This window comes from Paenibacillus sp. CMM36 (genome assembly GCF_053570945.1).
Genome location: NZ_JBSEDY010000016.1, coordinates 65,486 through 90,679, shown reverse-complemented (window position 1 = coordinate 90,679; position 25,194 = coordinate 65,486). Strand labels below are relative to the sequence as shown.

At 45.6% G+C, this 25,194-nt stretch carries 23 protein-coding genes; all 23 read right to left on the bottom strand.

All coding sequences use genetic code 11. The features are described from left to right. Positions 1-20 precede the first annotated feature (20 nt). Positions 21-1,118: a transcription termination factor NusA gene (nusA, locus tag ACWA2B_RS23760; RefSeq protein WP_013309927.1), complete on the bottom strand. Its 1,098-nt coding sequence runs from the start codon at positions 1,116-1,118 to the stop codon at positions 21-23. Positions 1,119-1,219: 101 nt separating this feature from the next. Continuing rightward, the gene (gene rimP, locus ACWA2B_RS23755; protein ID WP_029517020.1) at positions 1,220-1,681 is read right to left on the bottom strand and encodes a ribosome maturation factor RimP; all 462 of its coding nucleotides are present in this window, start codon (positions 1,679-1,681) and stop codon (positions 1,220-1,222) included. A 311-nt stretch (positions 1,682-1,992) separates the two neighbouring features. Then, the gene (locus tag ACWA2B_RS23750; RefSeq protein ID WP_029517019.1) at positions 1,993-6,309 is read right to left on the bottom strand and encodes a PolC-type DNA polymerase III; all 4,317 of its coding nucleotides are present in this window, start codon (positions 6,307-6,309) and stop codon (positions 1,993-1,995) included. 204 nt (positions 6,310-6,513) lie between these two features. After that, positions 6,514-7,962 carry a proline--tRNA ligase gene (proS, locus tag ACWA2B_RS23745; protein WP_029517018.1) on the bottom strand — a complete coding sequence of 483 codons (1,449 nt, stop codon included), beginning with the start codon at positions 7,960-7,962 and terminating at the stop codon, positions 6,514-6,516. A 51-nt stretch (positions 7,963-8,013) separates the two neighbouring features. Then, positions 8,014-9,285, bottom strand: coding sequence for an RIP metalloprotease RseP (gene rseP / locus ACWA2B_RS23740; protein ID WP_029517017.1), 1,272 nt, complete (start codon positions 9,283-9,285; stop codon positions 8,014-8,016). A gap of 106 nt (positions 9,286-9,391) precedes the next feature. Beyond that, complete coding sequence (locus tag ACWA2B_RS23735) at positions 9,392-10,531, bottom strand: 1-deoxy-D-xylulose-5-phosphate reductoisomerase (protein WP_029517016.1); 1,140 nt, start codon at positions 10,529-10,531, stop codon at positions 9,392-9,394. 145 nt (positions 10,532-10,676) lie between these two features. Further along, positions 10,677-11,468, bottom strand: coding sequence for a phosphatidate cytidylyltransferase (locus ACWA2B_RS23730; protein WP_029517015.1), 792 nt, complete (start codon positions 11,466-11,468; stop codon positions 10,677-10,679). A gap of 17 nt (positions 11,469-11,485) precedes the next feature. Further along, a complete protein-coding gene (locus tag ACWA2B_RS23725) occupies positions 11,486-12,253 on the bottom strand; it encodes an isoprenyl transferase (RefSeq protein WP_029517014.1) in 768 nt (255 codons plus the stop codon). An 84-nt stretch (positions 12,254-12,337) separates the two neighbouring features. Next, positions 12,338-12,892: a ribosome recycling factor gene (frr, locus tag ACWA2B_RS23720; RefSeq protein WP_029517013.1), complete on the bottom strand. Its 555-nt coding sequence runs from the start codon at positions 12,890-12,892 to the stop codon at positions 12,338-12,340. After that, entirely contained in the window at positions 12,892-13,620 is a 729-nt protein-coding gene (gene pyrH, locus ACWA2B_RS23715) for a UMP kinase (protein WP_013309918.1), read from the bottom strand. The genes frr and pyrH overlap by 1 nt, the downstream gene beginning before the upstream one ends. A gap of 120 nt (positions 13,621-13,740) precedes the next feature. Beyond that, the gene (gene tsf, locus ACWA2B_RS23710) at positions 13,741-14,391 is read right to left on the bottom strand and encodes a translation elongation factor Ts (RefSeq protein ID WP_013309917.1); all 651 of its coding nucleotides are present in this window, start codon (positions 14,389-14,391) and stop codon (positions 13,741-13,743) included. A gap of 130 nt (positions 14,392-14,521) precedes the next feature. Continuing rightward, positions 14,522-15,220 carry a 30S ribosomal protein S2 gene (gene rpsB, locus ACWA2B_RS23705; RefSeq protein WP_013309916.1) on the bottom strand — a complete coding sequence of 233 codons (699 nt, stop codon included), beginning with the start codon at positions 15,218-15,220 and terminating at the stop codon, positions 14,522-14,524. A 254-nt stretch (positions 15,221-15,474) separates the two neighbouring features. Further along, positions 15,475-16,122 carry an endolytic transglycosylase MltG gene (locus ACWA2B_RS23700; RefSeq protein WP_449292671.1) on the bottom strand — a complete coding sequence of 216 codons (648 nt, stop codon included), beginning with the start codon at positions 16,120-16,122 and terminating at the stop codon, positions 15,475-15,477. Beyond that, positions 16,119-16,751: a hypothetical protein gene (locus ACWA2B_RS23695; RefSeq protein WP_029517011.1), complete on the bottom strand. Its 633-nt coding sequence runs from the start codon at positions 16,749-16,751 to the stop codon at positions 16,119-16,121. The genes ACWA2B_RS23700 and ACWA2B_RS23695 overlap by 4 nt, the downstream gene beginning before the upstream one ends. Before the next feature lie 41 nt (positions 16,752-16,792). Continuing rightward, on the bottom strand, positions 16,793-17,113 hold the full coding sequence (locus tag ACWA2B_RS23690; RefSeq protein ID WP_029517010.1) for a hypothetical protein: 321 nt from the start codon (positions 17,111-17,113) through the stop codon (positions 16,793-16,795). Between the two features lie 82 nt (positions 17,114-17,195). After that, positions 17,196-18,605, bottom strand: a complete 1,410-nt coding sequence (locus ACWA2B_RS23685; RefSeq protein WP_039274680.1) for a DUF342 domain-containing protein — start codon at positions 18,603-18,605, stop codon at positions 17,196-17,198. Positions 18,606-18,649: 44 nt separating this feature from the next. Next, a complete protein-coding gene (locus ACWA2B_RS23680; protein WP_013309911.1) occupies positions 18,650-19,438 on the bottom strand; it encodes a FliA/WhiG family RNA polymerase sigma factor in 789 nt (262 codons plus the stop codon). Between the two features lie 14 nt (positions 19,439-19,452). Beyond that, entirely contained in the window at positions 19,453-19,866 is a 414-nt protein-coding gene (locus ACWA2B_RS23675) for a hypothetical protein (RefSeq protein ID WP_029517008.1), read from the bottom strand. Between the two features lie 2 nt (positions 19,867-19,868). Continuing rightward, positions 19,869-20,366 (bottom strand): chemotaxis protein CheD, encoded by a 498-nt coding sequence (locus ACWA2B_RS23670; protein ID WP_010346358.1) that lies wholly within the window; start codon positions 20,364-20,366, stop codon positions 19,869-19,871. Beyond that, entirely contained in the window at positions 20,359-20,985 is a 627-nt protein-coding gene (locus tag ACWA2B_RS23665; protein ID WP_029517007.1) for a chemotaxis protein CheC, read from the bottom strand. Before ACWA2B_RS23665 ends, ACWA2B_RS23670 begins: the two co-directional genes overlap by 8 nt. A 3-nt stretch (positions 20,986-20,988) precedes the next feature. Further along, positions 20,989-21,450 carry a chemotaxis protein CheW gene (locus ACWA2B_RS23660; RefSeq protein ID WP_007430046.1) on the bottom strand — a complete coding sequence of 154 codons (462 nt, stop codon included), beginning with the start codon at positions 21,448-21,450 and terminating at the stop codon, positions 20,989-20,991. 62 nt (positions 21,451-21,512) lie between these two features. Beyond that, positions 21,513-23,609 carry a chemotaxis protein CheA gene (locus ACWA2B_RS23655; protein ID WP_069011401.1) on the bottom strand — a complete coding sequence of 699 codons (2,097 nt, stop codon included), beginning with the start codon at positions 23,607-23,609 and terminating at the stop codon, positions 21,513-21,515. Between the two features lie 33 nt (positions 23,610-23,642). Next, positions 23,643-25,193 (bottom strand): chemotaxis protein CheB, encoded by a 1,551-nt coding sequence (locus ACWA2B_RS23650; RefSeq protein WP_029517004.1) that lies wholly within the window; start codon positions 25,191-25,193, stop codon positions 23,643-23,645. Position 25,194 lies beyond the last annotated feature (1 nt).

Genomic DNA, 25,194 nt, shown 5'->3' with positions numbered 1-25,194 from the left:
TTAACCCCCCTACACTCCGCTTAATCTACAGAAACGGAATCCTGATGCATTTCATCGGTGGATGTTCTCGGTCTGCCGAGTTCTTCCTCCGCCTGTGTTTCACTCTTAATATCAATTTTCCAACCCGTAAGCTTAGCAGCAAGGCGAGCATTTTGTCCTTTGATACCAATAGCAAGAGAAAGCTGATAATCAGGCACAATAACACGCGCCATTTTCTCTTCTTCAAACACCTGCACTTCGAGCACCTTGGATGGACTCAGCGCATTAGCCACGTATTCATCAACATTATCGGAATAACGTACAATGTCGATTTTTTCGCCACGCAGCTCGTTCACAATAGTCTGTACACGTGTTCCTCTAGGACCCACACAAGAGCCGACCGGATCCACCTCGGCGTTACGGGAATGAACCGCGATTTTAGAACGGAAGCCTGCTTCACGCGCTACGGAACGAATCTCTACAACACCATCAAAAATTTCAGGCACTTCGAGTTCGAACAAACGCTTAAGCAGACCCGGATGTGATCGGGACAGCATAATTTGCGGTCCTTTGGTTGTGTTTTCTACTTTGGTAATATAAGCCTTAATTCGATCCAGATGGCTAAATTTCTCATTAGGCATCAATTCGCCTAACGGGAGAACCGCTTCCACCTTACCAAGATCAATATAAATGTTACGTGGGTCTTGGCGCTGTACAGTTCCTGTTACAATATCTTCTTCCTTGTCCACAAACTTGTTGTAGATCAGTCCCCGTTCCGCTTCGCGGATACGCTGGGTCACGACCTGCTTCGCAGTTTGTGCAGCAATCCGTCCAAAATCACGTGGTGTAACTTCAATTTCAGCGATATCTTCCAACTGAAAATGCGGGTTAATCTCACGAGCCGCAGGCAATGAAATCTCGGTGCGAGGATCCAATACCTCCTCAACGATCAGCTTGCGGGCATATACCTTAATGACTCCCGAGTTGCGGTTCATATCAACACGCACGTTTTGTGCGGTGTTGAAATTCCGTTTGTAACTAGAAATCAAGGCTGCTTCAATGGCCTCAAACAGCACATCCTTGCTGATCCCCTTTTCTCTTTCCAACTCGTTCATTGCTTCAATAAAATCCATACTCATGGATTACTGCTCCCCCTTTCAAATGATGCACCTGCGTACTGGTCGGCACACGAGGCAAAAAAACATGTAGTACATGTCAAACAGCAACAGTCAAATCTGAATTAAAATATGATCGCGAGCCTTGCACCAGCTACCTTGTCATAAGGTATAGCATGCTTCTTTTGTCCGCTTTGAACGGTGAGTTCCCCATCTTCAAAAGAAAGCAAACGACCTTCAAATTCCTTCAGGCCGTTGATCGGCTCGTATGTAGTAACGAATACGTTTTTGCCTACCGCTTTAGTAACGTCCTCCGCTTTTTTTAGCGGTCTTTCGGCGCCTGGTGAAGACACTTCCAGAAAATATGCTGTAGAAACAGGGTCATTTTCATCCAACTTTTGACCCAAATATTCACTGATCATACTGCAGTCGTCCAGATCAATTCCTCCGTCTTTGTCTACAAAAACGCGAAGAAACCAATTACTGCCCTCTTTGACATACTCGACATCGACCAGTTCAAAACCATGCTCTTCGAGGTAAGGTTGGGCCATTTCTTCTACTACTGATTTGATCTTTGGTGTGCTCAAAGATTATAACCTCCAAAAGTGAACTTTCCTGTGTTGAAAAAAAGATGCCCTATTGCATGGACAATGCTTCTCCATCACCGGCATTTTCATTTTCATTTGATGTAATGTTCATTTCGGGCTCACTGCAAATAAACCGGCGTACCGGTTTCGTGCCCAAAAACTACCTTTTCACGTTGTAACTGTATATCAAACAGTAAAGAGTGGGTTTCCCCACTCTTTTAGCAACGGTTTTATCTCCATGATTACCAAAAAAATTATAACATAACCGTAGTTATGTGACAAGTGCCAGAGCTTGACTACTGTGGTTCGGATTAAAACAGAGACAACTGATTACTCTCTGGAAGACCTCGAAAGCAACCCATCTGGGACAGCATTTCGACAATGGTTTTACTAGCCTTCGATTTTTGTTGAAAATCCTCGACAGACAAAAATTCACCATGTTCACGGGAGGCTGCGATGTTACGTGCCGCGTTGTCTCCAATTCCCTGAAGAGCTCCGAATGGCGGAATGAGTGAATCTCCATCCACCTTGAAGCGTGTAGCTTCGGAACGGTACAAATCAATGGATTTAAAACTAAACCCGCGAGCCGTCATTTCCAGAGCCATTTCCAGGATCGGAAGCATCCCTTTTTCTTTGGGAGGTGCCTGAAAACCGAGTTGCTCGATTTCGACAATCTTCCGCGCGATTGCATCATATCCCTGACAGCACAGCTCAATATCAAAATCGGCTGCACGTACTGAAAAGTAAGTCGCATAATATTCAATCGGATGATACAGCTTAAAGTACGCTGTGCGCACTGCTGAAATAACATACGCTGCAGCATGCGCCTTCGGAAACATGTACTGGATTTTCAGACAAGAATCAATGTACCACTGTGGCACCTTGCATTTTTTCATTTCTTCAATCCATTCAGCACTAAGCCCCTTACCTTTACGTACGCTCTCCGTAATTTTAAAGGCCAGACCTGCGTCCATGCCTGCCTTGTAAATCAAAAACAGCATGATGTCATCACGGCAACCAATTACAGTCTTGATGTTACAGGTATTATTCTTAATCAGTTCCTGTGCATTCCCCAGCCATACGCCCGTGCCGTGAGACAGTCCGGATATTTGCAGTAAATCGGCAAAAGAACTTGGCTGCGACTCTACTAGCATTTGGCGCACAAACTTCGTCCCCATCTCTGGTACACCATAGGTTGCTACAGGCGTGCGGATTTGCTGGGGTGTAACACCGAGCGCCTCCGTGGAGTTGAACATGCTCATCACCTTAGGATCATTCATTGGAATGGTCGTAGGATCGACACCAGTCAAATCCTGAAGCATCCTCATCATGGTCGGATCATCATGACCCAGAATATCGAGTTTGAGTAAATTCGCATCAAAAGCGTGATAATCAAAATGCGTTGTTTTCCATTCCGAGCTTGTATCATCGGCGGGGTACTGTACCGGCGTAATATCCTCGACCTCAATATAATCGGGAACAACGACAATTCCGCCTGGATGTTGCCCGGTACTGCGTTTGACCCCTGTACAGCCCGAAGCCAGCCTATTCAGCTCAGCCCCACGCCATTTTTTATGATGCGCCTCTTCATATTTCTTGGCAAAGCCAAAGGCTGTCTTCTCAGCAACGGTACCGATGGTTCCAGCACGGAATACACTTTTCTCACCAAACAGTACTTTCGTATAGTTATGTGCGACAGGCTGATATTCGCCAGAGAAGTTCAAGTCAATATCGGGAACTTTATCTCCCTTAAACCCAAGAAACGTTTCAAACGGAATATCCTGTCCCTCACCCTTCAGTTTGCCGCCGCAATTCGGACAATTTTTGTCCGGCAAATCAAATCCACTCGGCACACTACCGTCCAAAATCCATTCGCTATGTCTGCATTCAGGATTACCGCAAATATAATGTGCAGGCAGTGGATTAACCTCGGAAATACCGAGGAAGGTAGCGACCACAGAAGATCCAACAGACCCCCGTGAACCTACCAGATATCCATCCTTATTAGACTTTTTAACCAAGCGCTCGGAAATAAGATAGTTGGCAGAGAAACCGTATTTAATAATCGGCTCCAGTTCTTTTTCAAGGCGAGCTACAACCACCTCGGGCAATTCCTCACCATAGATAGATTTAGCCGTCTCATAGCAAGTGTTACGGATTTCCTCGTCCGCCCCATCCAGCAAAGGTGTAAACAGCTTGTCAGGGAACAACTCCAGCTCCTCAAATCGATCCGCCAACTCACTGGTATTCTTCACAACGACTTCATAGGCTTTCTCCTCGCCCAAAAACTCGAATTCTGCCAGCATTTCGTCTGTGGTGCGTAAATGCGCATCAGGCTTACGAATATCTTTTAGCGGACTAAATCCCGTAATGCCATGTATCGTAATATCACGGTACAACTTATCGCGCGTTTCCAAATAGTGAACATTGCCTGTGGCAATTACGGGCTTATCAAGTCGCCGCCCAATTTCGCATACTTTGCGTATTGCCGTTTTCAGAGCATCAGGCCCGCTTACCAGTTGTTTTTCTACTAAATGCATATACATCGTCAAAGGTTGAATCTCCAACACATCATAAAACTGTGCTATTTCCTCGGCTTCTTCCTCGGACTTGTTCAACACAGCCTCGAAGAACTCTCCTTTTTCGCAGCCAGAAATAATAAGCAGTCCGTCTCTCATTTCTGACAATTTTGATTTAGGAATGCAAGGCACACGCTTGAAATATTCGGTATGAGACATCGAAACCAGCTTGTACAGATTTTTTTTACCAATCGGATTGAGGGCATAAATACAACAGTGAAACGGACGAACGGTCGATAAGTCCTTACCCACATAATCATTCAGACGATCGAGCATTTTTAAACCCTTAATTTGTTCCGCATCATTCAGCAAGCCATTCAGCACTTCAGTCAGTGCGACTGTATCGTCAATGGCTCGGTGATGGCTTTCGAGCGCCACTTTATATTTGGTCGTCAGCGTATTCAGACGATGGTTTTTCATTGTTGGAAACAGTAAACGAGCCAGTTCGAGCGTATCCAGTACCGGATTGGTCATTTCAGGCAAACCCATATTTCGAAGGGTGGCCTGGATAAAACCGACATCAAAACGCGCATTATGGGCAACCAATACAGCATCGCCAGCAAAAGCTACAAACTCCTTCATAACAGGTTCTACATCCGGCGCGTCCTTGACCATTTCATCGTTAATGTTGGTCAGTTGCTGTATATTATATGGAATGCGCTCATGCGGATTGACAAAGGTAGCATAACGATCAATTTCTTTGCCATCATGCATTTTCACAGCTGCAATCTCAATGATTTTATTCTGTGTAACCGATAAACCGGTGGTTTCAATATCAAAAACGACATAAGTCGCTGTTTTCAAATTTAATGGCTGTGCCTGCATTACAACCTCAACGGCATCATTAACCACATTGGCCTCAACACCGTAGATCATTTTAATGCCGTTTTTCTTTGCAGCCTTAGCAGCATCAGGGTAGCACTGCACTCCGCCATGGTCGGTGACTGCAATCGCCTTGTGCCCCCATTTGGCGGCTGTTTTAACGTATTGATCAATCGAGGCAACAGCATCCATTGCGCTCATCTTTGTATGGAGATGGAACTCGACTCGTTTTTCCTCTGCTTTATCCTTACGTGTGGGTGGAGCCTGTACTTCAACTAGATCAGAGGGAATCATAACCAGCTCGGGAATTTGCATAAAACGATCATATTCAACTCGACCCCGTACTTTGACCCATTTCCCGTTAGCCAACAAGCTGAGGATCTTCAGATCTTCTTTAGTTTTAGCAAACATTTTCATTTGCAGGGAATCACTAAAGTCGGTCAAATAATACGTAAACAACGTACTGCCATTGCGCAATTCTTTACTATCCAAACCGAAGATTGTTCCTTGTAAAGTGACTTTCTTCTCTTCGTCCTGAATATCTTGCATCGGAACAGCCGGTTCTTTGATGTCATAACCGAATTGAAGCCGTACGTCTCCTTCTTCTTCATCCAAAGGCGGCATTTCGGATTCCATACTTTCCATCATCTGCTGAATGACTTCGCGTTCTTCCTGCATTTTTTTCTCTTGGAATTGCTGTAACGCCTCCTGGTTACTTTCACCCACCTGGACTTTAATGCGCATAGAAAGCCCGAAATATTTATCGTAAAATTTGATGATAGCTTGATCTATCTGCTTTTTACGCGCCAGTTCCAACGACATACCGTCGCTCATCGTTAGCAATAATAGACCGTCGTCCCACTCATGCACAGCCCGATTCATCCAACCGTTAACCGATGGAATCTCACGATGTACCCACTCTAGAAAAAGTTTCCAGTATTCACTGATGATATCACCAGGCTGAATCTGCTCACTGTACTGAAAACGGAACGTAATTTTTGCGATGTGACTCATTTTTTCCTGTACTTGAATACAGAACGTACGATACACCTGAGCGGGGACCAATGTCTCCTTGGCAATGGTGATGTTCCAATCCTTATTGGTTCGGCTAATCTCCACTTGGTCAATCCAACCGTCCAAAAAATAAGGTTCAACCACTCCCGCCGGCATCCCAACTTGCTTCATTAGCAGTTCCAGCCGCTTTCTCTTTTCTTCAGCTCCGCCCATGGCTCTCCCCCCAATTTCAAATCTACCATTCTGAAAACATGAAAAGCTTCTGCGTCAAAAACATCTCCGACCGCAAAAGCTTTTCGTAGCCCTCTTCAATCCTCTTCACAACGACACATAGATCCTTCGGGACATTGTCCCGTAACAGTTACCATGTCAGCGAAGAGAATGAAGTGAGTATAGTGGTATTGCCCTACTTCTATATTAGTACGCCCGTGCGAACACTACTGTATGCTTGGCAGGTTTGCCACAGCACAAACATGTGGACTTTTGCTCGTTTGTTTTAAACGGTATATTACGACTTGTAGCACCTGTCACTTCTTTAACTTTATCTTCACATTCTTCAGATCCGCACCAGCCTGCCAAAGTAAAGCCGCGTTTTTCTTCCATGAGAGTCTTCATTTCATCCAGCGTATCAACGGAATAGAAGTTTTCTTCCATGAAATTTTTCGCACGATCAAACATCTCCTGCTGTACCTGTGCGAGCATCGCGTGTACTTCCTCAACCAGATTATCCTGCTGCACGATTTTTTTCTCACCGCTGATACGGGATACGAGCACACAGACACCGTTTTCCATATCACGCGGCCCGATTTCCAGACGAACCGGCACACCGCGCATTTCATATTCATTAAATTTCCAACCTGGACTTACATCGCTGCGGTCGTCCATTTTAACACGCACTCCCGCTTGTTTCAACTCAGCAAATAGTTCATCTGCACGAGCGATAACAGCATCACGCTTCTTAGGTGGTCCAATTGGAACCATAATAACCTGCGTAGGCGCAACTTTAGGAGGCAATGCCAGACCACGGTCATCTCCATGGACCATAATCAGGGCACCGATCAAACGTGTACTTGTTCCCCATGAAGTCGTATGCGCGAATTCCAAGTTGTTTTCACGACTCAAATATTTAATGTCAAATGCAACGGCAAAATTAGTTCCCATATAGTGGGAGGTCCCAGCTTGTACCGCCCGTCCATCCTTCATCATCGCTTCCAGTGAAAATGTATCCTTCGCACCTGCAAACTTTTCAGAAGGTGTTTTCTGTCCAGTAATAACCGGAATAGCCAGAACTTCCTCAATAACCTCACGGTATACTTCCAGCATTTTCATCGTTTCTTCACGTGCTTCTTCTTCTGTTTCATGGGCCGTGTGACCTTCTTGCCACAAAAATTCACTTGTGCGCAAGAAAGGCAGCGTGCGTTTTTCCCAACGCACTACATTAGCCCATTGGTTAATAAGCACGGGTAGATCACGATAGGATTGAATCCATTTGGAGTACATATGACCAATCATGGTTTCCGAAGTCGGACGAATTGCAAGACGCTCTTCCAGCTTTTCCCCGCCAGCCTCGGTTACCCAAGGCAGTTCAGGATTAAACCCTTCAACATGCTCTTTTTCCTTTTGAAAAAAGCTTTCTGGAATGAACATTGGAAAATAGGCATTACGGTGACCTGTTTCTCTGAAGCGCACATCCATGGCTTCCTTGATATGCTCCCAAATTTCAAAACCATCGGGGCGGAATACAATACATCCGCGAACAGGGGAATAATCCATCAGTTCTGCTTTTTTAATAACATCAATATACCATCGGGAAAAATCTTCGCTCTGCGGCGTAATTTCCTCGACAAACTGTTTATCGTTCGACATAGAAATGCATGTCCTCCCATACAGACCGTTTTTATATAAGTCCGTCTCTAATTAACCATTAATTAAGCGTAAAATATCGTTATACGTGACCGCAATCATAAGCAGGAATAGCATAGCAAAACCAACGAAATGGACCATTCCTTCCCTGCTCGGATCAACGGGACGCCCTCTTACCGCCTCCACACCAAGGAAAACAAGTCTGCTTCCATCCAGCGCCGGAATAGGCAATAAATTAAATATCCCCAGGTAAAGACTCATTATAGCAGTCCAATACGTCAACTGCTCAATCCCCTGCTTGGCAATTTGCCCCGTCACTTCAAAAGTACGTACCGGGCCTCCCAAGTCATTGATAGAAAAACGTTGAATGAGCTGGCTAAATCCTTGGAAAATAATATCGGTCGTTCTGACCATGGATTGTCCGGCAAATTTGAACGTTTCACCCACACCTGCTTGGCGTTTTGGAAGTTCAGGCACAATGCCCACCTTGCCACCCTTTTGTCCTTCCATTGCACGAGGTGTAATCGTAAGATCAAAGGTCTTATTATCACGGCGAACCGTCCACTTCATCGGCTTGTCTTGAGAATCCGCAATCAGTTTGATCATGTTTTCAACATTCGCACCAATGGCTACTCCATTCACCGATTCGATGATATCTCCCTTATGCAAATCAGCTTCAGCAGCAGGCATACCTGCTGTAATTTCACTAATTTGGACATAAGTCGGGTTGTCCACTTGTATGCCGACCATCTGAATATGCAGACCAAACAAAATAAAGGCAAGAATAAAATTCATCAGTGGTCCAGCAAAAATAGCCAACGCACGCTGTCCTACTGTTTTACTCCCATACTGCCGATCCTTGGGTGCAATCTGTATGGATTGTCCTTTGGTTACCATCATCGCTTGCGGGTGCACAGTGTATTGCTGATCTTCGCCATCCACATCCAATTTTAAAGTTAATGACTGTTCCAGATCAATATCCAACACTTCGCCTCGCACCACATTCTTGCGATTATCCAGTTGATCCAGATAGATGGTTTTAACGACGTCATCCGTTAGGCGTACAGCAATCGTTTGTCCGGTCTCAATTTCATTAACCTCCGGATCCTCTCCCGCCATGCGGGCAAAGCCACCGAACGGCAACAAACGCAACGTAAATCGCGTCTCGTTTCTTTTATAAGAAAACAGTTTCGGACCGAAACCGATCGCAAACTCCCGTACCAGAATCCCGGCGCGCTTGGCAAAATAATAATGCCCCCATTCATGCACCGTCACTATGACGAAAAACATGAGCACCGTCATCAACACTATTTGAATCGTTTCCAATCGTTTCCGTTCCCCTTTCAATGAGATCGAGTTTGTCTTCCTAGATTATCATTATTCTCCGATCCCGCACAAGAGAATCACATTTCGTTTCTAACCCAACATTAGCCTACAACCCCGTGGCTATGCTACGAGTCTCTCCGTCACATGCTTCAATCGCAGACAGATCAGGATTAGCCACATTGACATGCCGCTCCAGCACACGTTCAATAATAGCTTCAATATGCAGAAAAGAAATTTCTCCACGCAGGAAACGGGCAACAGCAATCTCATTAGCTGCATTAAATGCGGTCGGTGCTGTACCACCCATTTTACCACATTCGAAGGCAAGCCTTAAACAAGGAAAACGATTATAGTCCATTTCCTTAAAATGGAGTCTACCCACTTCAGCCAGTGACAACGGCTTCGCCGGGGACTTCATACGCTCAGGATAAGTCAAAGCATATTGAATGGGTACTCTCATGTCCGGATTCCCAAGTTGAGCAACAATGCTTGTATCCTGAAACTCAACATAGGAATGAATAATGCTTTCCGGATGAAGCAACACATGAATCTGCTCATAATCAAGTCCGAATAGCCAATGCGCCTCAATGACTTCCAGCCCCTTGTTTACCATCGTTGCTGAATCAATCGTGATTTTGGCCCCCATTGACCAATTGGGATGCTTGAGTGCATCTTCCACGGTAACTTCACGCAACTGTTCTCTTGTCAAATCTCGAAAAGAACCCCCTGATGCTGTGAGTGTAATATGTGCCACATCTTTCATACGCTCACCATTCAAGCATTGGAAAATAGCTGAATGCTCACTGTCAATCGGCAGCAACGGCACTCCTTTCGCCCGAGCCCGCGCTGTGACCAGATGACCAGCAGTAACCAGTGTTTCCTTATTGGCCAAACCGATCTGTTTTCCAGCCTCAATCGCGGCCAGCGTGGAGTGCAATCCGACACTGCCCATTACAGCCGTCACAACCATATCCGCCTCCGTGTTCGCAGCAAGCTCAATGAGTCCTTCATTTCCCCAATACAGATCCATTCCAGAAGGCAGTAAAGGACGAATTTCATCCGCCAACTGCCGAGTACCCACAGACACTTTTTTGGGTTTATAAAGATGCGCCTGCTCAGCAAGTAACTTTATATTAGAACCACCTGCTAAAGCCTCAACAGTAAACTGATCCGGGTGCATGGACACTACATCCAGCGTTTGAGTTCCAATAGATCCGGTTGAACCAAGTACCGTAATTCTTTTCATGATGCACCTTCCTATCCTGAAAATCACTTTTATCCAGGAGCTCATTGATTATTATTCAGGCAGCTATGCTACTAGTTCCAACCTTCTAGTAGCGCAGAGTGAGCAGCATAGAGATTAGCCTGAGCATAAACTGTAATCAATAGACTCATGGAAGCAGCATCAGCATATGTACAAATGGAAAAACGACAATCCAGCTGTCGCAACGGTCTAGTATACCACCGTGCCCTGGCAGCAGATTACCGGAATCTTTAATGCCGTACACTCGTTTGTATGCAGATTGTACCAAATCGCCCAGTTGTCCCACAACTGCACATGACAAACCGATGCCGATGGCTTTGCCCCATGGCAGCAGTCCACCCGATAATCCAGCGAATACAAGAGCTATAACCAACGCTAAAACGATGCCGCCAATGGATCCTTCGACCGTTTTATTCGGACTGATCGCAGGCCATAATTTCGTCTTTCCTGCCATTTTGCCTACAAAATATGCCCCTGCATCACTTGCCCAAATACAAGCCAATAATAAAAATGTCCATAATAGTCCATGTTCCATATGACGTGATTCCGCAATATACGAAAATCCAAACCCTATATAAACGGTACCAAGAAATAATATAGCTACCGTTTGAATCGGGATTTTATTTTTTGTTCCTACCGTGATGATCATAAAAGCTATCATTACCAGCCAAAGCATACTGGCAAAGGGTAAGGGTGAGTGCAAGCCAAAAGGTTCATACGGGAATACAAAAGCTAATATGCTTACGTATCCAAGTATTGCTGTACCTCCAAAAGGAGATACCTGCGTCATTCGTGCGAACTCATAAAATCCGATTAGGGCCATCGCCAATATAAGCAAATGGTAGGCCAAGCCGCCCCACAGGACCATCGCCAAAAAGAATATGCCTGCCAGAATACCGGTAATTAATCTCTGTCTCAACGGCTTTCATCCTCCATTTACTTCAGTCCGCCATACCGTCGTGTTCTTTGCTGATATTCGATCACTGCTTCGTATAAGTGTTCTTTCTTAAACTCAGGCCAATAAATATCAGTAAACCACAACTCACTGTAGGCAAGCTGCCAGAGCATAAAATTACTAAGTCTAAGCTCACCGCTTGTTCGAATCAGTAAATCAGGGTCTGGCATACCGCTAGAAAGCAACGTACTACCGATCAGCTCAGATGTTATATCTTCCGATTTAAGCTTCCCATCCGCAATTTGACGGCCCAATGTTTGCATGCATTCGGTGATTTCCAACCGACTTCCATAATTTAATGCAAAATTAAGAACAAGTCCGGTATTATTTTCAGTTCGTCGAGTCGCTTCAGTCAGCGCTTCAACGGTATGGGAAGGTAAATGTTCTTTATTGCCCATCATACGTACTTGCACATTTTTTTCAATCAACTCATCTAGCTCAATAGCCAGAAATTCCTGCGGTAAGCGCATTAGAAAATCAACTTCGTCCTTTGGACGCGTCCAATTTTCAGTTGAAAATGCAAACAAAGTCAAATACTTAATACCCAGTTCATCCGCCGCAATTGCTGTGCGTTTCACTGCCTTCATTCCATTTTGGTGCCCTACAATCCGCGGCATTCCAATCCGTTTGGCCCATCTGCCGTTCCCATCCATGATGACAGCAACATGCTGCGGAATATTGTCTTTTGAAATGGCCGGTGTTTGCTGTTTTTGTTCCCCGTTCCACCAAGACCGAACCCGTTTGATCATTCCAGTTCCTCCAGCATTCTCTGAAAATGTGCCTCAGGCTTGAAAAGAGACAAACCCCACCGTAAGGGAGGGGCTGCCAATCTTTTAGACTTCCATAATTTCTTTTTCTTTTGCAGCTAAAACTTTATCCACTTCAGCGATAAACTTATCAGTTGTTTTCTGGATATCTTCCTGATGTTTACGAGATTCGTCCTCGGAAATATCACTTTTCTCCAATTTTTTGATGTCATCATTGGCATCACGACGAATGTTACGAATAGCGATCTTCGCTTCTTCACCGTTCTTCTTTGTCAACTTCACCAAGTCAGTTCTGCGCTCCTCCGTCAAAGCAGGAATGCTAAGACGAATGGTGTTACCGTCATTCGAAGGTGTCAAACCTAAATCGGATTTTTGTATAGCGCGCTCGATATCAGCCAAGGAAGATTTGTCCCAAGGCTGAATCATCAAGGTCCGGCTGTCAGGTGTATTGATATTCGCCAGTTGGTTGACTGGAGTCATTGCACCATAATACTCTACCTGTACACGGTCCAGTAAAGCTGGTGTCGCCCGTCCTGCACGCAAAGATGCAAGATCACGTTGCAATGCCTGGATTGCTTTTTGCATGCGTTCCTCAGCACTCTTTTTCACAGATTGTGGCATTAATTTACACTCCCTTTGACGATCGTACCAATTTTCTCACCCAGCACGACACGTTTAATGTTACCTTGCTCTGTAATAGCAAAGACAATCAACGGAATATTGTTATCCATGCACAACGAGGAAGCAGTAGAATCCATGACACCGAGATTTTTGTTGAGCACATCCAAATACGTAAGCTGCTCATATTTCTCAGCTGTGCTATCTTTAAACGGATCAGCAGAATATACGCCATCCACTTTATTTTTAGCCATCAGAATCACTTCCGCTTCGATCTCAGCGGCACGCAGTGCAGCTGTAGTATCAGTCGAGAAGAACGGATTACCTGTACCTGCTGCAAAAATAACAACCCGACCCTTTTCTAAATGACGGATAGCTCTACGACGAATGTAAGGTTCTGCAATCTGTTGCATCGCAATGGATGTTTGTACACGGGTAGGTACCTCAATCTGTTCCAAAGCATCCTGTAAGGCCAGTGAGTTCATCACCGTTGCCAGCATACCCATGTAATCTGCCGTGGCCCGGTCAATTCCGTTGGCACTTCCAGCAATACCGCGCCAGATGTTACCGCCACCACACACGATAGCAACTTCTACTCCCAGTTCCACTACGTCTTTGACTTGTTCGGCAATGGATGCAATCGTATCCGCGTCAATACCGTAACCGTTAGGACCTGACAGCGATTCACCACTAACTTTCAGGACAACACGCTTAAACACAGGTTTTTCCAAATGATCACCCTCCAATATCATTTATACTTTATGTAACAGGATAGGTGTCCTGTTGCAAGAAATGGAACACTGATGTGTCCCATTTCCATTTTTCCATATGCGATTACCGTTCGTTGGTAATTATTGTTTCACTTGAGACATAACTTCTTCATAGAAGTTGTCTTCTTTTTTCTCCAGACCTTCACCCAGTTCAAAACGAACAAAGCGACGCAGGGAGATGTTCTCGCCAATCGTACTGATTTTTTCGTTGATAAGCGTGGAGATTGTTTTGTCTGGATCTTTGATGAAAGATTGCTCCAACAAACAGAACTCTTCATAGAACTTACCAATACGGCCTTCAACCATTTTTTCAACAATTTTTTCTGGTTTACCTTCGTTCAGCGCTTGTGCTTTCAGGATTTCTTTTTCTTTTTCGATCTCTTCCTGTGGCACTTCTTCACGACGAACATAACGAGGGTTCGATGCAGCGATATGCATTGCAATGTCGCGTACAAAATCTCTGAACTGGTCTGTTTTAGCTACGAAGTCTGTTTCGCAGTTCACTTCTACCAGTACGCCGATACGGCCGCCAGCATGAATGTAGGATTCAACAACACCTTCAGTAGCAATACGACCCGCTTTGTTGGCTGCAGCTGCAAGTCCTTTTTCGCGCAGAACTTCAACCGCTTTTGTCAAATCACCGTTTGCTTCTTCAAGCGCTTTTTTACAATCCAGCATTCCTGCGCCTGTTTTTTCACGAAGCTCTTTTACTGCGCTAGCATTAACTGCCATATTATTTCCCTCCAAATTTGATTTTCAGTGGTATACCGTGCTTATTCCTTAAAAAAAGGGTAGTGAGAGGTTATACACCTGCCAACCACCCTTTTCATTTAATTCATATAGTTATTTCCTAATGGAAATGTTATGCTGTAGTTTCTTCGCCTTGGTTTGCTTCCATAACTGCATCAGCCATTTTACCTGTCAGCAATTTAACAGCGCGGATTGCGTCGTCATTACCTGGGATAACATAGTCGATTTCGTCTGGATCGCAGTTTGTATCAACGATACCTACGATTGGGATACCCAATTTGCGAGCTTCAGCAACCGCGATACGTTCTTTGCGTGGATCAATGATGAACAGAGCACTTGGAAGGCCCTTCATGTTTTTGATACCGCCCAAGAATTTTTCAAGACGATCTTTTTCTTTGCGAAGAATGATAACTTCTTTTTTAGGAAGAACTGCGAATGTACCGTCTTCTTCCCAAGCTTCTAGTTGTTTCAAACGGTCAATACGTTTTTGAATCGTTTGGAAGTTAGTCAGCGTACCACCCAACCAACGTTGGTTAATGTAGAATTGACCAGCGCGTGCTGCTTCTTCTTTAACGGAATCTTGTGCTTGTTTCTTCGTGCCTACGAACAGAATTGTACCATTCTCAGCTGCAATGCTTTTTACAAAGTTGTAAGCTTCCTCAACCTTTTTCACTGTCTTTTGCAAGTCAATGATGTAAATACCGTTTCTTTCAGTGAAGATATAACGATCCATTTTCGGGTTCCAGCGACGTGTTTGGTGACCAAAGTGAACCCCAGCTTCCAAAAGCTGTTTCATGGAGATTACTGCCATCTTCACGCACCTCCTAAGTTTGGTTTTTTGTGTGTCCTCCGCCGACATCATTTTTCATAAAGACTTTCCATTGGAAAGCACCCTTTATAAAATTAACCGACGTGCGTTTTTAACACCGTTAATTAATATACCATAACACTTGCATCGTTGCAACCAACTTTTCGACAATAGATTAGAACAACGCAAGATGTGACGTTTTACGCCTCTCATTGAACTTTTCAGCAAGAATAAAAGCCGGCCACTTCCCAGTCTGGTCAGTTGGACGGCTTTTTCGTAATTTTAGTAATGATAGAACTGAAATCCTCACCTTTAGCAAACTGATAGGTACCGGTACGAATTTTGGTATTGATTTTTTTAGCCTTAGCTGCTGCCTCAAATGCACTAGCATCCGATACGACCCCTGCCCGTTGCAATCCTGATGCCACACTTCTCAAATTGCTTCCGGATGCAATGCTATACTGCACTTGTGGGGTGGCAGGCTGCTTGGGGATATTGGGAGTCGCTGTAGTGCCAGAACTTTGAGTTTGCGGCTTATTCGGACTTTGTGGAACCGATGTGCTGGTCGAAGGTTTAGAACCAGCCGAGGATATGCTGTTTGCAGGTGCCTTTGGTGTTGCTGGCGTTTGAGCTGGTTTAGCTTTTTGGGGTGCAACGGGAGTTTTATTACCTTCCTTGATCACCTTATTACGCCATTCCTCTTCTGTCATTTTCGGGTTAGAGCTGTCACTGACCTGGAGATTTAATCCGGCTGCTGCCTTTTCTAATTGCTCTTGCGTCATGTTTTTCGGGTCTGTGGAAGATTGCTGCGATTGCCCCTGACCGATCAATGCCAGTTGCAATAGCAATGCCCCCGTTATAAGACCAGTACCCATGCCTAGCATAAATGAACGGTTTTTGATCACGTTACATCCTCCCGCTCCGCGAGTTGCAAAATAAGCTGTACTTCACCCCGTTGAATGCCTGATTGCTTAGCTATATAGTCCACTGACTTGCCTTGCTCATGCAGAGCAAACAACTCTTGATAACGATCACGGATGGACTCTGCTTCCTGCTCAGTTTCAGGATCTTGTAATGCCGTCTGTTCCTCCATAGTTATGAGGGGAGCTTCTGAACCAGAGTAGCCTTCCTGCACAGACATTTCAGGTTGCGGACTTTGAAATTGACCGTATGCAACCGCTGCCTGCTGAGAAGCAGTTGTATGTTGTATTTCCTTAGGTACAGGCTCGGTTTGCATAGACACAGTTGCAAACATAGCCTGGCGCTCAAGCTCCACGATACGGCTCCGAAGCTCAGCTACTTGCTCCTGTAATGCCGCCTGTTTCACTGTATGCTCCTGCTTCATACCAGAAACAAGCTCAATCAACTCGTCATTATCGTTTTCAATATCGGCCATATATTGCTCTAATGTGGCCTCGACCTTTTGGACGACGGCCTCTTCTGTTCCCCGGCCTGGCTGACGCTTAGGCTGTAGCCAGGCATAGACAACAGCTGCGGCGCCCAGCAGAACAATATAAATCCATGGTTGATCCACTGCCCATCGTCTCCTTTAATAACGCTTCTCCACCTGTCGGATCAGAGCGAAAAATCAATATGGTGTCCCTTGAACGGATGCTCTGCCGGATGCTCCTTAGGCAGTTCAGCCTCATCTGGCCGGGAGCGGCTCTGCTGGGAAGAATCTCTGCTCTGTCCCCCTGTTTGCCGCTCACCGACAAATGTTTCCGCAGACTGATCTACAGCACTGCTTCGCTGACGCATGTTCTCCGTCTCCAGCGCGGCCTTTTGTCCAAGCAATGCTTGATCATTCATCGGCCGCTGCTGGGACTCACTTTGGTATTTTCCAGCTTCGCTGGTGCGAGGTACGGCAATTTGCAATTCAACAGCCTTCAAGCTCATTGGACCACACCCTTTCCGATTGGGCATCCGTATCTTTCTTCCAAGGAATACAATGTTAAATGTTGTTTATCAGTGTGCCGAATTACACGTAGGAGGACATGCTGATGTCTCCCTCATGATAATAAAACGCCATTCTTTCCACTGAATCTTTAATAAATTTTGTATATCTGCCGATAACTATTTTAGAGCCACCGTAAATCACATTTTTCACTTCTACCCGTGCGCGGCTTGTATCCTCTAATGTTCGTTCAATTTCAAGCATTCTGGACTTGGTTTCCAAAAGCTCCTGTTCATTAGATTTTTTAGTAGATGTCAGCTTGATTCGCATAGCCATTCTTTCAGGTGCAAGCTGTCCGGCGGCGGCAAGCTGATCCAATATGGTAAGAGCCTTATTCGTTTTATCCTGGCTGTCTGTCTGCTGCTTCAAACGTGCGCGGAGTTCTGTCAGTTCATCGCGCAGTTCGGGAAGTACACCCACTTCGATATTGGTAGCTGTGGACATCGTATTACCGACGGTACGAGCCACTACCTTTTTACCAGCTTGTACACTGCCACCTACGATAAGCCCTTTTGTCCCTTCGCAGATTACATTATTACTCGCTTTGATCTGGGAATGCATGATACTCTGGGATACAAGTACATCGCCTCCCGCAATCACGTTACCATCTTGTATAAACGAGCATTTCACATTTTGTGCAGCTTTCACGAACCCCTTATGGTATCCGATAATACCGCCAGTGATTTCCACTGAACCTTCCGCCACAATTTCGGCCCCTTCCACACCACCGATGACACGAATGTCGCCAGCTGCCCGAACCCGGAAACCTGTCAAAACATTCCCACGAATGACGACGGTTCCAACAAAATCAATGTTGCCGACACTATAATCGACGTCCCCGTTCACTTCATATACGGGGAACACATTAAGTTTGCCCTTTTCAGTCGTAGTTACCAGTCCGTCAATAGCCGCATACATCGCAACACCTTCTGGATGAATCACTACATTTTTTCCAACTTTAAAACGCGCCTCTTTACCTGGAAGAAAAGGAATTTCCTCTCCGGTTACAGCAATCCCCGGTACACCTGGCAGAGGATCAACCCGTTCGGCAATCAGTTGACCACGTTTTACATTTCTTAAACGAGTTAGTTCTTTATAATCCACCCGTCCATCCACGGTTTCAAGCGGCTTATGTGCATCTTCGCCAGTCACAATATCAGCCAGATTAATTTTTCCGTCTGTACCATGGATCGGCTGCTTTCCCTGAGCAATCAGTAATTTTCCGAAGAAATGATCTTCCGGACTTGCCGCAAATACGCGAATTGCATCGGTTATTAAACCGTAGGATATTTTTTGGTTGCTTAGAAAACGCTCTAATTCTTCCACAGAACAGGCAAAGCCTTCTTCACGTTTGGCAAACTCCAAGTAGGCGGTTTGTTTGTCAGGTGAGACAACCACTTTTAAAAACTGGTCCAAAGCATATTGCTTCTCCACAAGGGTGCTCCTTCCGTCTAACTGTTACTGTAACCTCCCGTACGTTAATCTTTACGCATTAGCAAATCCCGTTGTTTGTCCAATGTCGCTCTCAGACGTAATATTGCTTTGGAATGCAACTGTGAAATTCGCGATGGAGATAGCGACATGACCTCAGCGATTTCGCTGAGTGACAAATCCTCGTAATACAATAAAGAAACAACGATACGTTCTTTTTCAGTCAATTTATCAATGCCTTGTGCAAGGGCATCACGAAGTGTAAATTCATTGACCTTATGATCCGGATTTTTCGCCTTCTCGTCCACCAAAAGGGAAAGCCGTGTTTCCGATTCCTCTTCGCGGATCGGATCCTCCAGTGAGACAATCGACATAACAGCGACCTCTTGGATCATATTTTGAAACTCTTTCTCAGAAACGTCCAAATAATGACTCATCTCTTCGTCGCTGACCGTGCGTAGATATCTTTGTTCCAAATGCTGGTATGCATCCTCGATTTTTTTCGCTTTTTCCCTAACTGAACGAGGAACCCAATCCCCTTGACGAAGACCATCCAAAATCGCTCCACGAACACGCCAAGAAGCATAAGTCTCAAACTGCAAACCACGCTCATAGTCAAATTTCTCTAAAGCGTCAATCAAACCCATAACGCCGTTACTCGCCAGATCATCCTTGGATACATTTTTAGGCAAGCCTACTGCAAGACGGCCTGACACATACTCTACAATATGGAGATACTTTTCAATTAACTGTTTTTTTGCTTCCTTGTCACCGTGTTCTTTCCATTGTTCCCATAGTTCGGAATGGTTTAAATGAGCGGCTTTTCGCTCGTTCATCGGCTTCACCCTCCTTATTTGTCTGTCAGGTGACGAACGGCCTTGGCCAATTCTTCAGGGTCCTTGTTGGAAACCAGCTTAGGTGGGTTTAAAGGTGCAAAACCATTATCCCCCTCGTCCGTCTGCTCTGGTTTCGGTTTCAGCAATTCATTCAGGTCTTCATTTTCGTCTGGTGTCGTCAGGTCCAGATTCCCCCCTACGCCATCTACCTGAGAGCTTGCCCGGCTTTGGGCATTCCCCAGATCTGGCCGCGCTACAACACCTAGTGTCCAGCGCAGCACAAATGCAAGTAGGAACCAAAAAACGAAGGCGATCAAGCCACGAATTAAGCTCGTGGTCAGCAGATTGCTGCCAACGGACAACACAAAAGTCAGAATAAATCCGACTACTCCAGACCAAAGATTAATGCGTAAGCTGCCAAATAACATGTTTATAATTCCTTTACACCTTTTTGTACGCTTCGAATATTCAAAACGCCAGTTTCAGAGTCCAACTCAATCGTTCGTCCATAATTGCCGCCTGTGTCCTCCGCAATCAAAGGAATGCCGAGATCTACGAGCATTTCCTTGCATGATTCTACATTACGTGGACCAATCCGCATGGTGTCTCCACTACCAGCAAAGGCGAACATCTGCGCTCCCCCTGCCATTTTGGCAATCAGCCTGCGTCGTTCTGCACCCAATTTCAGCATCCTCTCAAATAACTCGGGCAGCGCCGTATCCGCATATTTGGCTATATTCAGCTGCCCTTCACGCGCAATATCTGAGGACGGTAGCATCACATGTGCCATGCCTGCCAGTTTCAAATGAGGATCATAGAGGGTCAATCCGACGCAGGAGCCAAGTCCTGTCGTACGAATCGAGTTCGGATTGCTGGTAACATTTAAATCTGCCATGCCGACTTTAATGATGCTTTTATCCTCAATCATCGTTCATCGGGACTCCTAACGACCTAAAGATTTTCCCGAACGATTCTGGATCAGGAATCAGGAAAAATTGACCCTCTATCTGATTCTGCCCTTCCAGAAACGATGTGTCAATCAATAATGCAGCATCTCCCATCTGCCCAAACTGCAGCAGTCCGTAGCTAAGAATTGCTCCTGCCATGTCCAACGCCAGCGCAGGGACTGTTGGATACATGGATAAACGTGTGAAATCGGCCAGCGAAGACAGGTAAGAGCCCGCTAAAATGTTTCCGATCTCCGACAGGGCTGAGTGCTCCATTTCGTTAAAACTGTCCTCGTCATCTGAAGGAATATTCGCCAAACGGGAAAGTAAGCCTTTTGCCGCCTGAGGCTGCAATATGAAGAATAGATTGCCGGGGGCTTCCCCTTCTACCCTAAAAAATATTGCAACAACAAGTTGCTCATTTCCACCGACTTTATCGGCAATTTCCTCAAAAGGCAGCATTTGTACTTTGGGCACACCCATGTCGACCGGTTTATTGAGAAGCCGGGAGAGCGCTGTAGCAGCGTTCCCCGAGCCAATGTTGCCGACTTCTTTCAACACATCCAACTTGAAGTCTTCGAGATTCCCAAGATTCTCCATATGTTAATCCTCTAAGCCTTCCAGTTGGTTCATTTCGCTACGATTCAGGACTTCGGACAAGTTCAGCATAATCAACAAGCGCTCTTCACCAATTTTAGCAACTCCGCGAAGATATTTAGCCTTAACTCCGCCAATCACTTCCGGTGGTGTCTCGATATTGTCAGTATTCAGGTCAATAACGTCATTCGCTGAATCAACGATAAAGCCGACTTGCATTTCGCCCACTGCAACGATAATGATGCGGGTTTGATCGGTATATTCAGCTTCAGGCAATCCAAATCGGCCACGAAGATCAATAACCGGAATGACTACGCCTCTCATGTTGAATACACCTTTTACAAAATCGTAAGTTCTTGGAACCCGTGTAATCGGCACCATGCGTTCAATAGATTGGACTTTTTCTACTTCAACACCGTATTCCTCTTCACCAAGCTTAAATACGATAACTTTAATTTCTTCTCCCATGTCTAAAAACCCTCCTTATTGATGTCAGCAACTTCACATTTCTTTCATTTCTGATGAAGACATTATTTAATGAAAACATTCGGGTCAATGATCAACGCAACCTGACCGTCACCCAGAATCGTGGCACCTGAAATTCCTTGGATGTTTGGAAGGTATTTGCCCAGATTTTTAAGGACAATTTCACTTTGTCCCAAAAAGTCCTGTACAGAAAGAGCTGCCAAACGGTCTCCCTTGCGGATGACCACGACCTCTGTCTCTTCTTCTTCATCTTCATTGAAGTCCGGTACCTCAAACAGCTGACTCAAGGAGATGAGCGGGATATGAGAATCGCGGAAAGCAATCATTTTATTGCCATGTACAGAACGAATTTGTGTCCGTTTGACAATCGCAGTCTCCACAATGGAGGACAATGGGATCGCATATTTTTCAGAACCGATCTGTATCATCATGGCTGCAATAATGGATAGGGTGAGCGGCAATTGCACAGAGAAATTAGTGCCTTGGCCCAGTGTAGAGTGAACCGTAACATTGCCACCCAAAGCAGTGATTTTGGATTTAACAACGTCCAAACCGACACCGCGTCCTGATACGTCTGAAATGACTGCAGCTGTGCTAAAGCCTGGAGCAAACAATACCTGATAAGCTTCCTCGTCGGTCATGACCGCTGCTTGCTCTGCTGTCAAAATCCCTTTAGAAATAGCACTGTTTAGTACCTTATCGCGATTAATACCATTTCCGTCATCTTCAATCTCGATGAATACGTTATTTCCGCTATGAAAAGCACGCAAGTTAACCGTTCCTGTCTCAGGTTTACCAGCTGCAATCCGATCGGCTACCGACTCAATGCCATGATCCACGGAGTTACGAAGCAAATGCACCAGAGGATCGCCAATTTCGTCGATAACAGTGCGGTCCATTTCAGTCTCTGCTCCAGTAATAACCAAATCAAGTTTTTTATCCAGCGATTTGGCCAGATCGCGCACCATACGCGGAAAACGATTGAAAACAGTGTCTACTGGTACCATCCGCAATTTAAGAACGACGTTTTGTAAATCGCTGCTCACACGACTCATGTGCTCTACCGTTTCTGTCAGTGCTGGATTGGAAGCTTCACTTGCCAACTGCTCTAACCGCACGCGGTCAATGAGCAACTCGCTAAATAAGTTCATAAGTACATCCAGACGTTCAATATCTACACGAATCGTACGGTTATGCGTAGGGGCAGCTGCCTTAGCTGCTGGCGTCTTACCTGCAGCTGCCTTAGCCACAGAGGCCGCAGCTGAAGACTGCGGCTGGGATGGAGCAGGTGATTGCACGGCAACAGGAGCTTCCTGTACCGCAGCAGTCTCAGCCAGTCCAGCAGTAACTTCGCTCATTTGTTTAAGCGATTCCTGATCTAGTTGTACCACTGAGACAGTGTCAATTTCAGAGATGCCCGCGATTTCCTTTTCCAGCTCCCCAACTTCTTTCTGCGTTATGTAATATAACGAGAAGCTTTGCTCGAATTTCTCCTGCTCAATATCCTGTACCGACGGATAGGCCTTGACGATTTCACCAGAGTTTTCCAGTGTATTAAACACCATAAAAGCACGCGCCGCCTTTAACTGGCTCTCTGAGCTGATTGTTACCTGTATATAGTGAACACGATGTCCTTCAGAAATAGATTGCTCCAATACAGAATACTGGAACTGATCCAAAACAAGCCCAGCACTATCGTTTTTGCCCACTTTTTTAGATGGAGACTCCTCAGTCGCAGCATTTGCGCCGGTCTTTTGGAAATCCCCGCTCACGATGGATTGTAGTGAAGATACAATAGAGGAGACATCCGCTTTTCCGTCGCCTCCCTCTGTAATGTGCTGCACCATGGACTCCAGAGCATCCAATCCCTTAAATAAGGTATCGAATATAAATTCATGCATCGCCAGCTTGTTGTTACGTACAAGATCAAGAACGTTTTCCATTTGGTGGGTAAGCGATGCTAGGTCTTCAAACCCCATCGTAGCAGCCATTCCCTTGAGGGTATGGGCAGAACGGAAAATCACCTGAACGATACCTAGATCAGTTGGATTGCTTTCCAGTTGAAGCATTTTTTCGTTAAGAGATTGCAGATGATCATTCGACTCATCAATAAACATGTTTAAATATTGGTTCATGTCCATTGTGAGACACCTCCTCCATGAGTTACACTCCGATTATTTCACAACTTGTACAAGCTTGGGGGCGATCTCCTGCATTGGCAGAAGGTGACGCACACATTTTAACTCTACTGCTGAGCGGGGCATTCCGTACACTACACAAGTTTCCTCATTTTCAGCAAATGTGGATTGTACCCCAGCATCATAAAGCTTCTTCATCATTTTGGCCCCGTCGCTCCCCATTCCAGTGAGCAATACTAGATGCCGCTCCAACGAGGTTAACGAGAGCAACGATTCAAACATCGTATCTACGGAAGGACGGTGACCATTGCGAGCTTCCTCCGTCTTCAGTGACACAGTGTATTTACCACCAGCTCCTGGTACAATTCTTAGTTGATATCCCCCTGGGGCAATGTAGGCCGTTCCAGTCTCCAACGTCATTCCCTGCTCAGCCTCCACAACTCGGAGTGGACTTAACGTGTTTAAGCGTTGTGCCAGCGAACGAGTGAAGTTTGGCGGCATATGCTGAACGATAACGATTGGAGCAGGAAAATCACCAGGAATGCGTTCCAACAGCGTCTTAAGCGCCCGCGGACCGCCCGTAGAACATCCCACCGCCACTAGTTTGCGAAAGTTGGACGTGTGCACACCTTTTTTAAGTGACAATCCCTTAGGTGCGGCAGGAACTGTAGGTGCCGCTACTGGAGGCGTAGCAGCCGCAGGAGTACGAGTAGCTGATGAAATCACCGTCTTATGGGGCTCCGGCTTAACCAAGCCTGCTTTATCCTTACCATGCAGCGATTTGCCAGCGGCCGTAGTAGTACTGTTTAGTTGCCCTGGTGTTCGTCCTATCCCCTTGGACAAATCTTCCTTCTTCTGAACAGTAGGTGCTTGGACTGACTTATTGCTTGGCTGAGCAGCTGGCTGCTGTTCTATGCGCCCCGCTGTAACAGATGTTCCAGACTGTTGTCGTTTAGTTTCCTGCTTGGCTACTGCCGGGGCGGACTTGCCAACATCACGCTTCGGCTGAGCTGATACAGCAGGTGAAGGAGCAAGCGGAACAACAGGAGACTTGTCTGTCGAAGCTTGACTGCCTGATCGCTTCTCAGTCACAGCCTGTCCTGGAGGCTTTTGCTGTGGCGTTTTTTTCGCTTGTTCCAATGCAGCTTTGCGCTCATTAGCTTCCTTGCGCTCCAGACGACTCCGCACTGCTTGCATAGCAGTGTGCATCTGTTCCAGCAGCGCCTTACTCACTTGCTCAATATCTTGCGCATGAGCGATGGAAGGCTTTCTTATAAAATCGAAAGCTCCTGCCTCCAGAGCCATGATGGTCTCCTTCATGCCTTGTTCATTAATGCCTGACAGCATAATTACAGGTAGCGGATGGGCTGCCATAATCAATGGCAATGCTTCAAGACCATTCATTTCAGGCATCTCGACATCCATGGTGACCAAATCGGGCTGCAATTCCTTCACTTTCTCTACAGCCTCTTTGCCATTGGCGGCTGTACCTACGATGTTGAACGACTCATCCCTTACAATTAAATCTGTAATAATTTTGCGCATAAAGGCCGAATCATCTACAACCAGCACCCGGTAAGCACACATG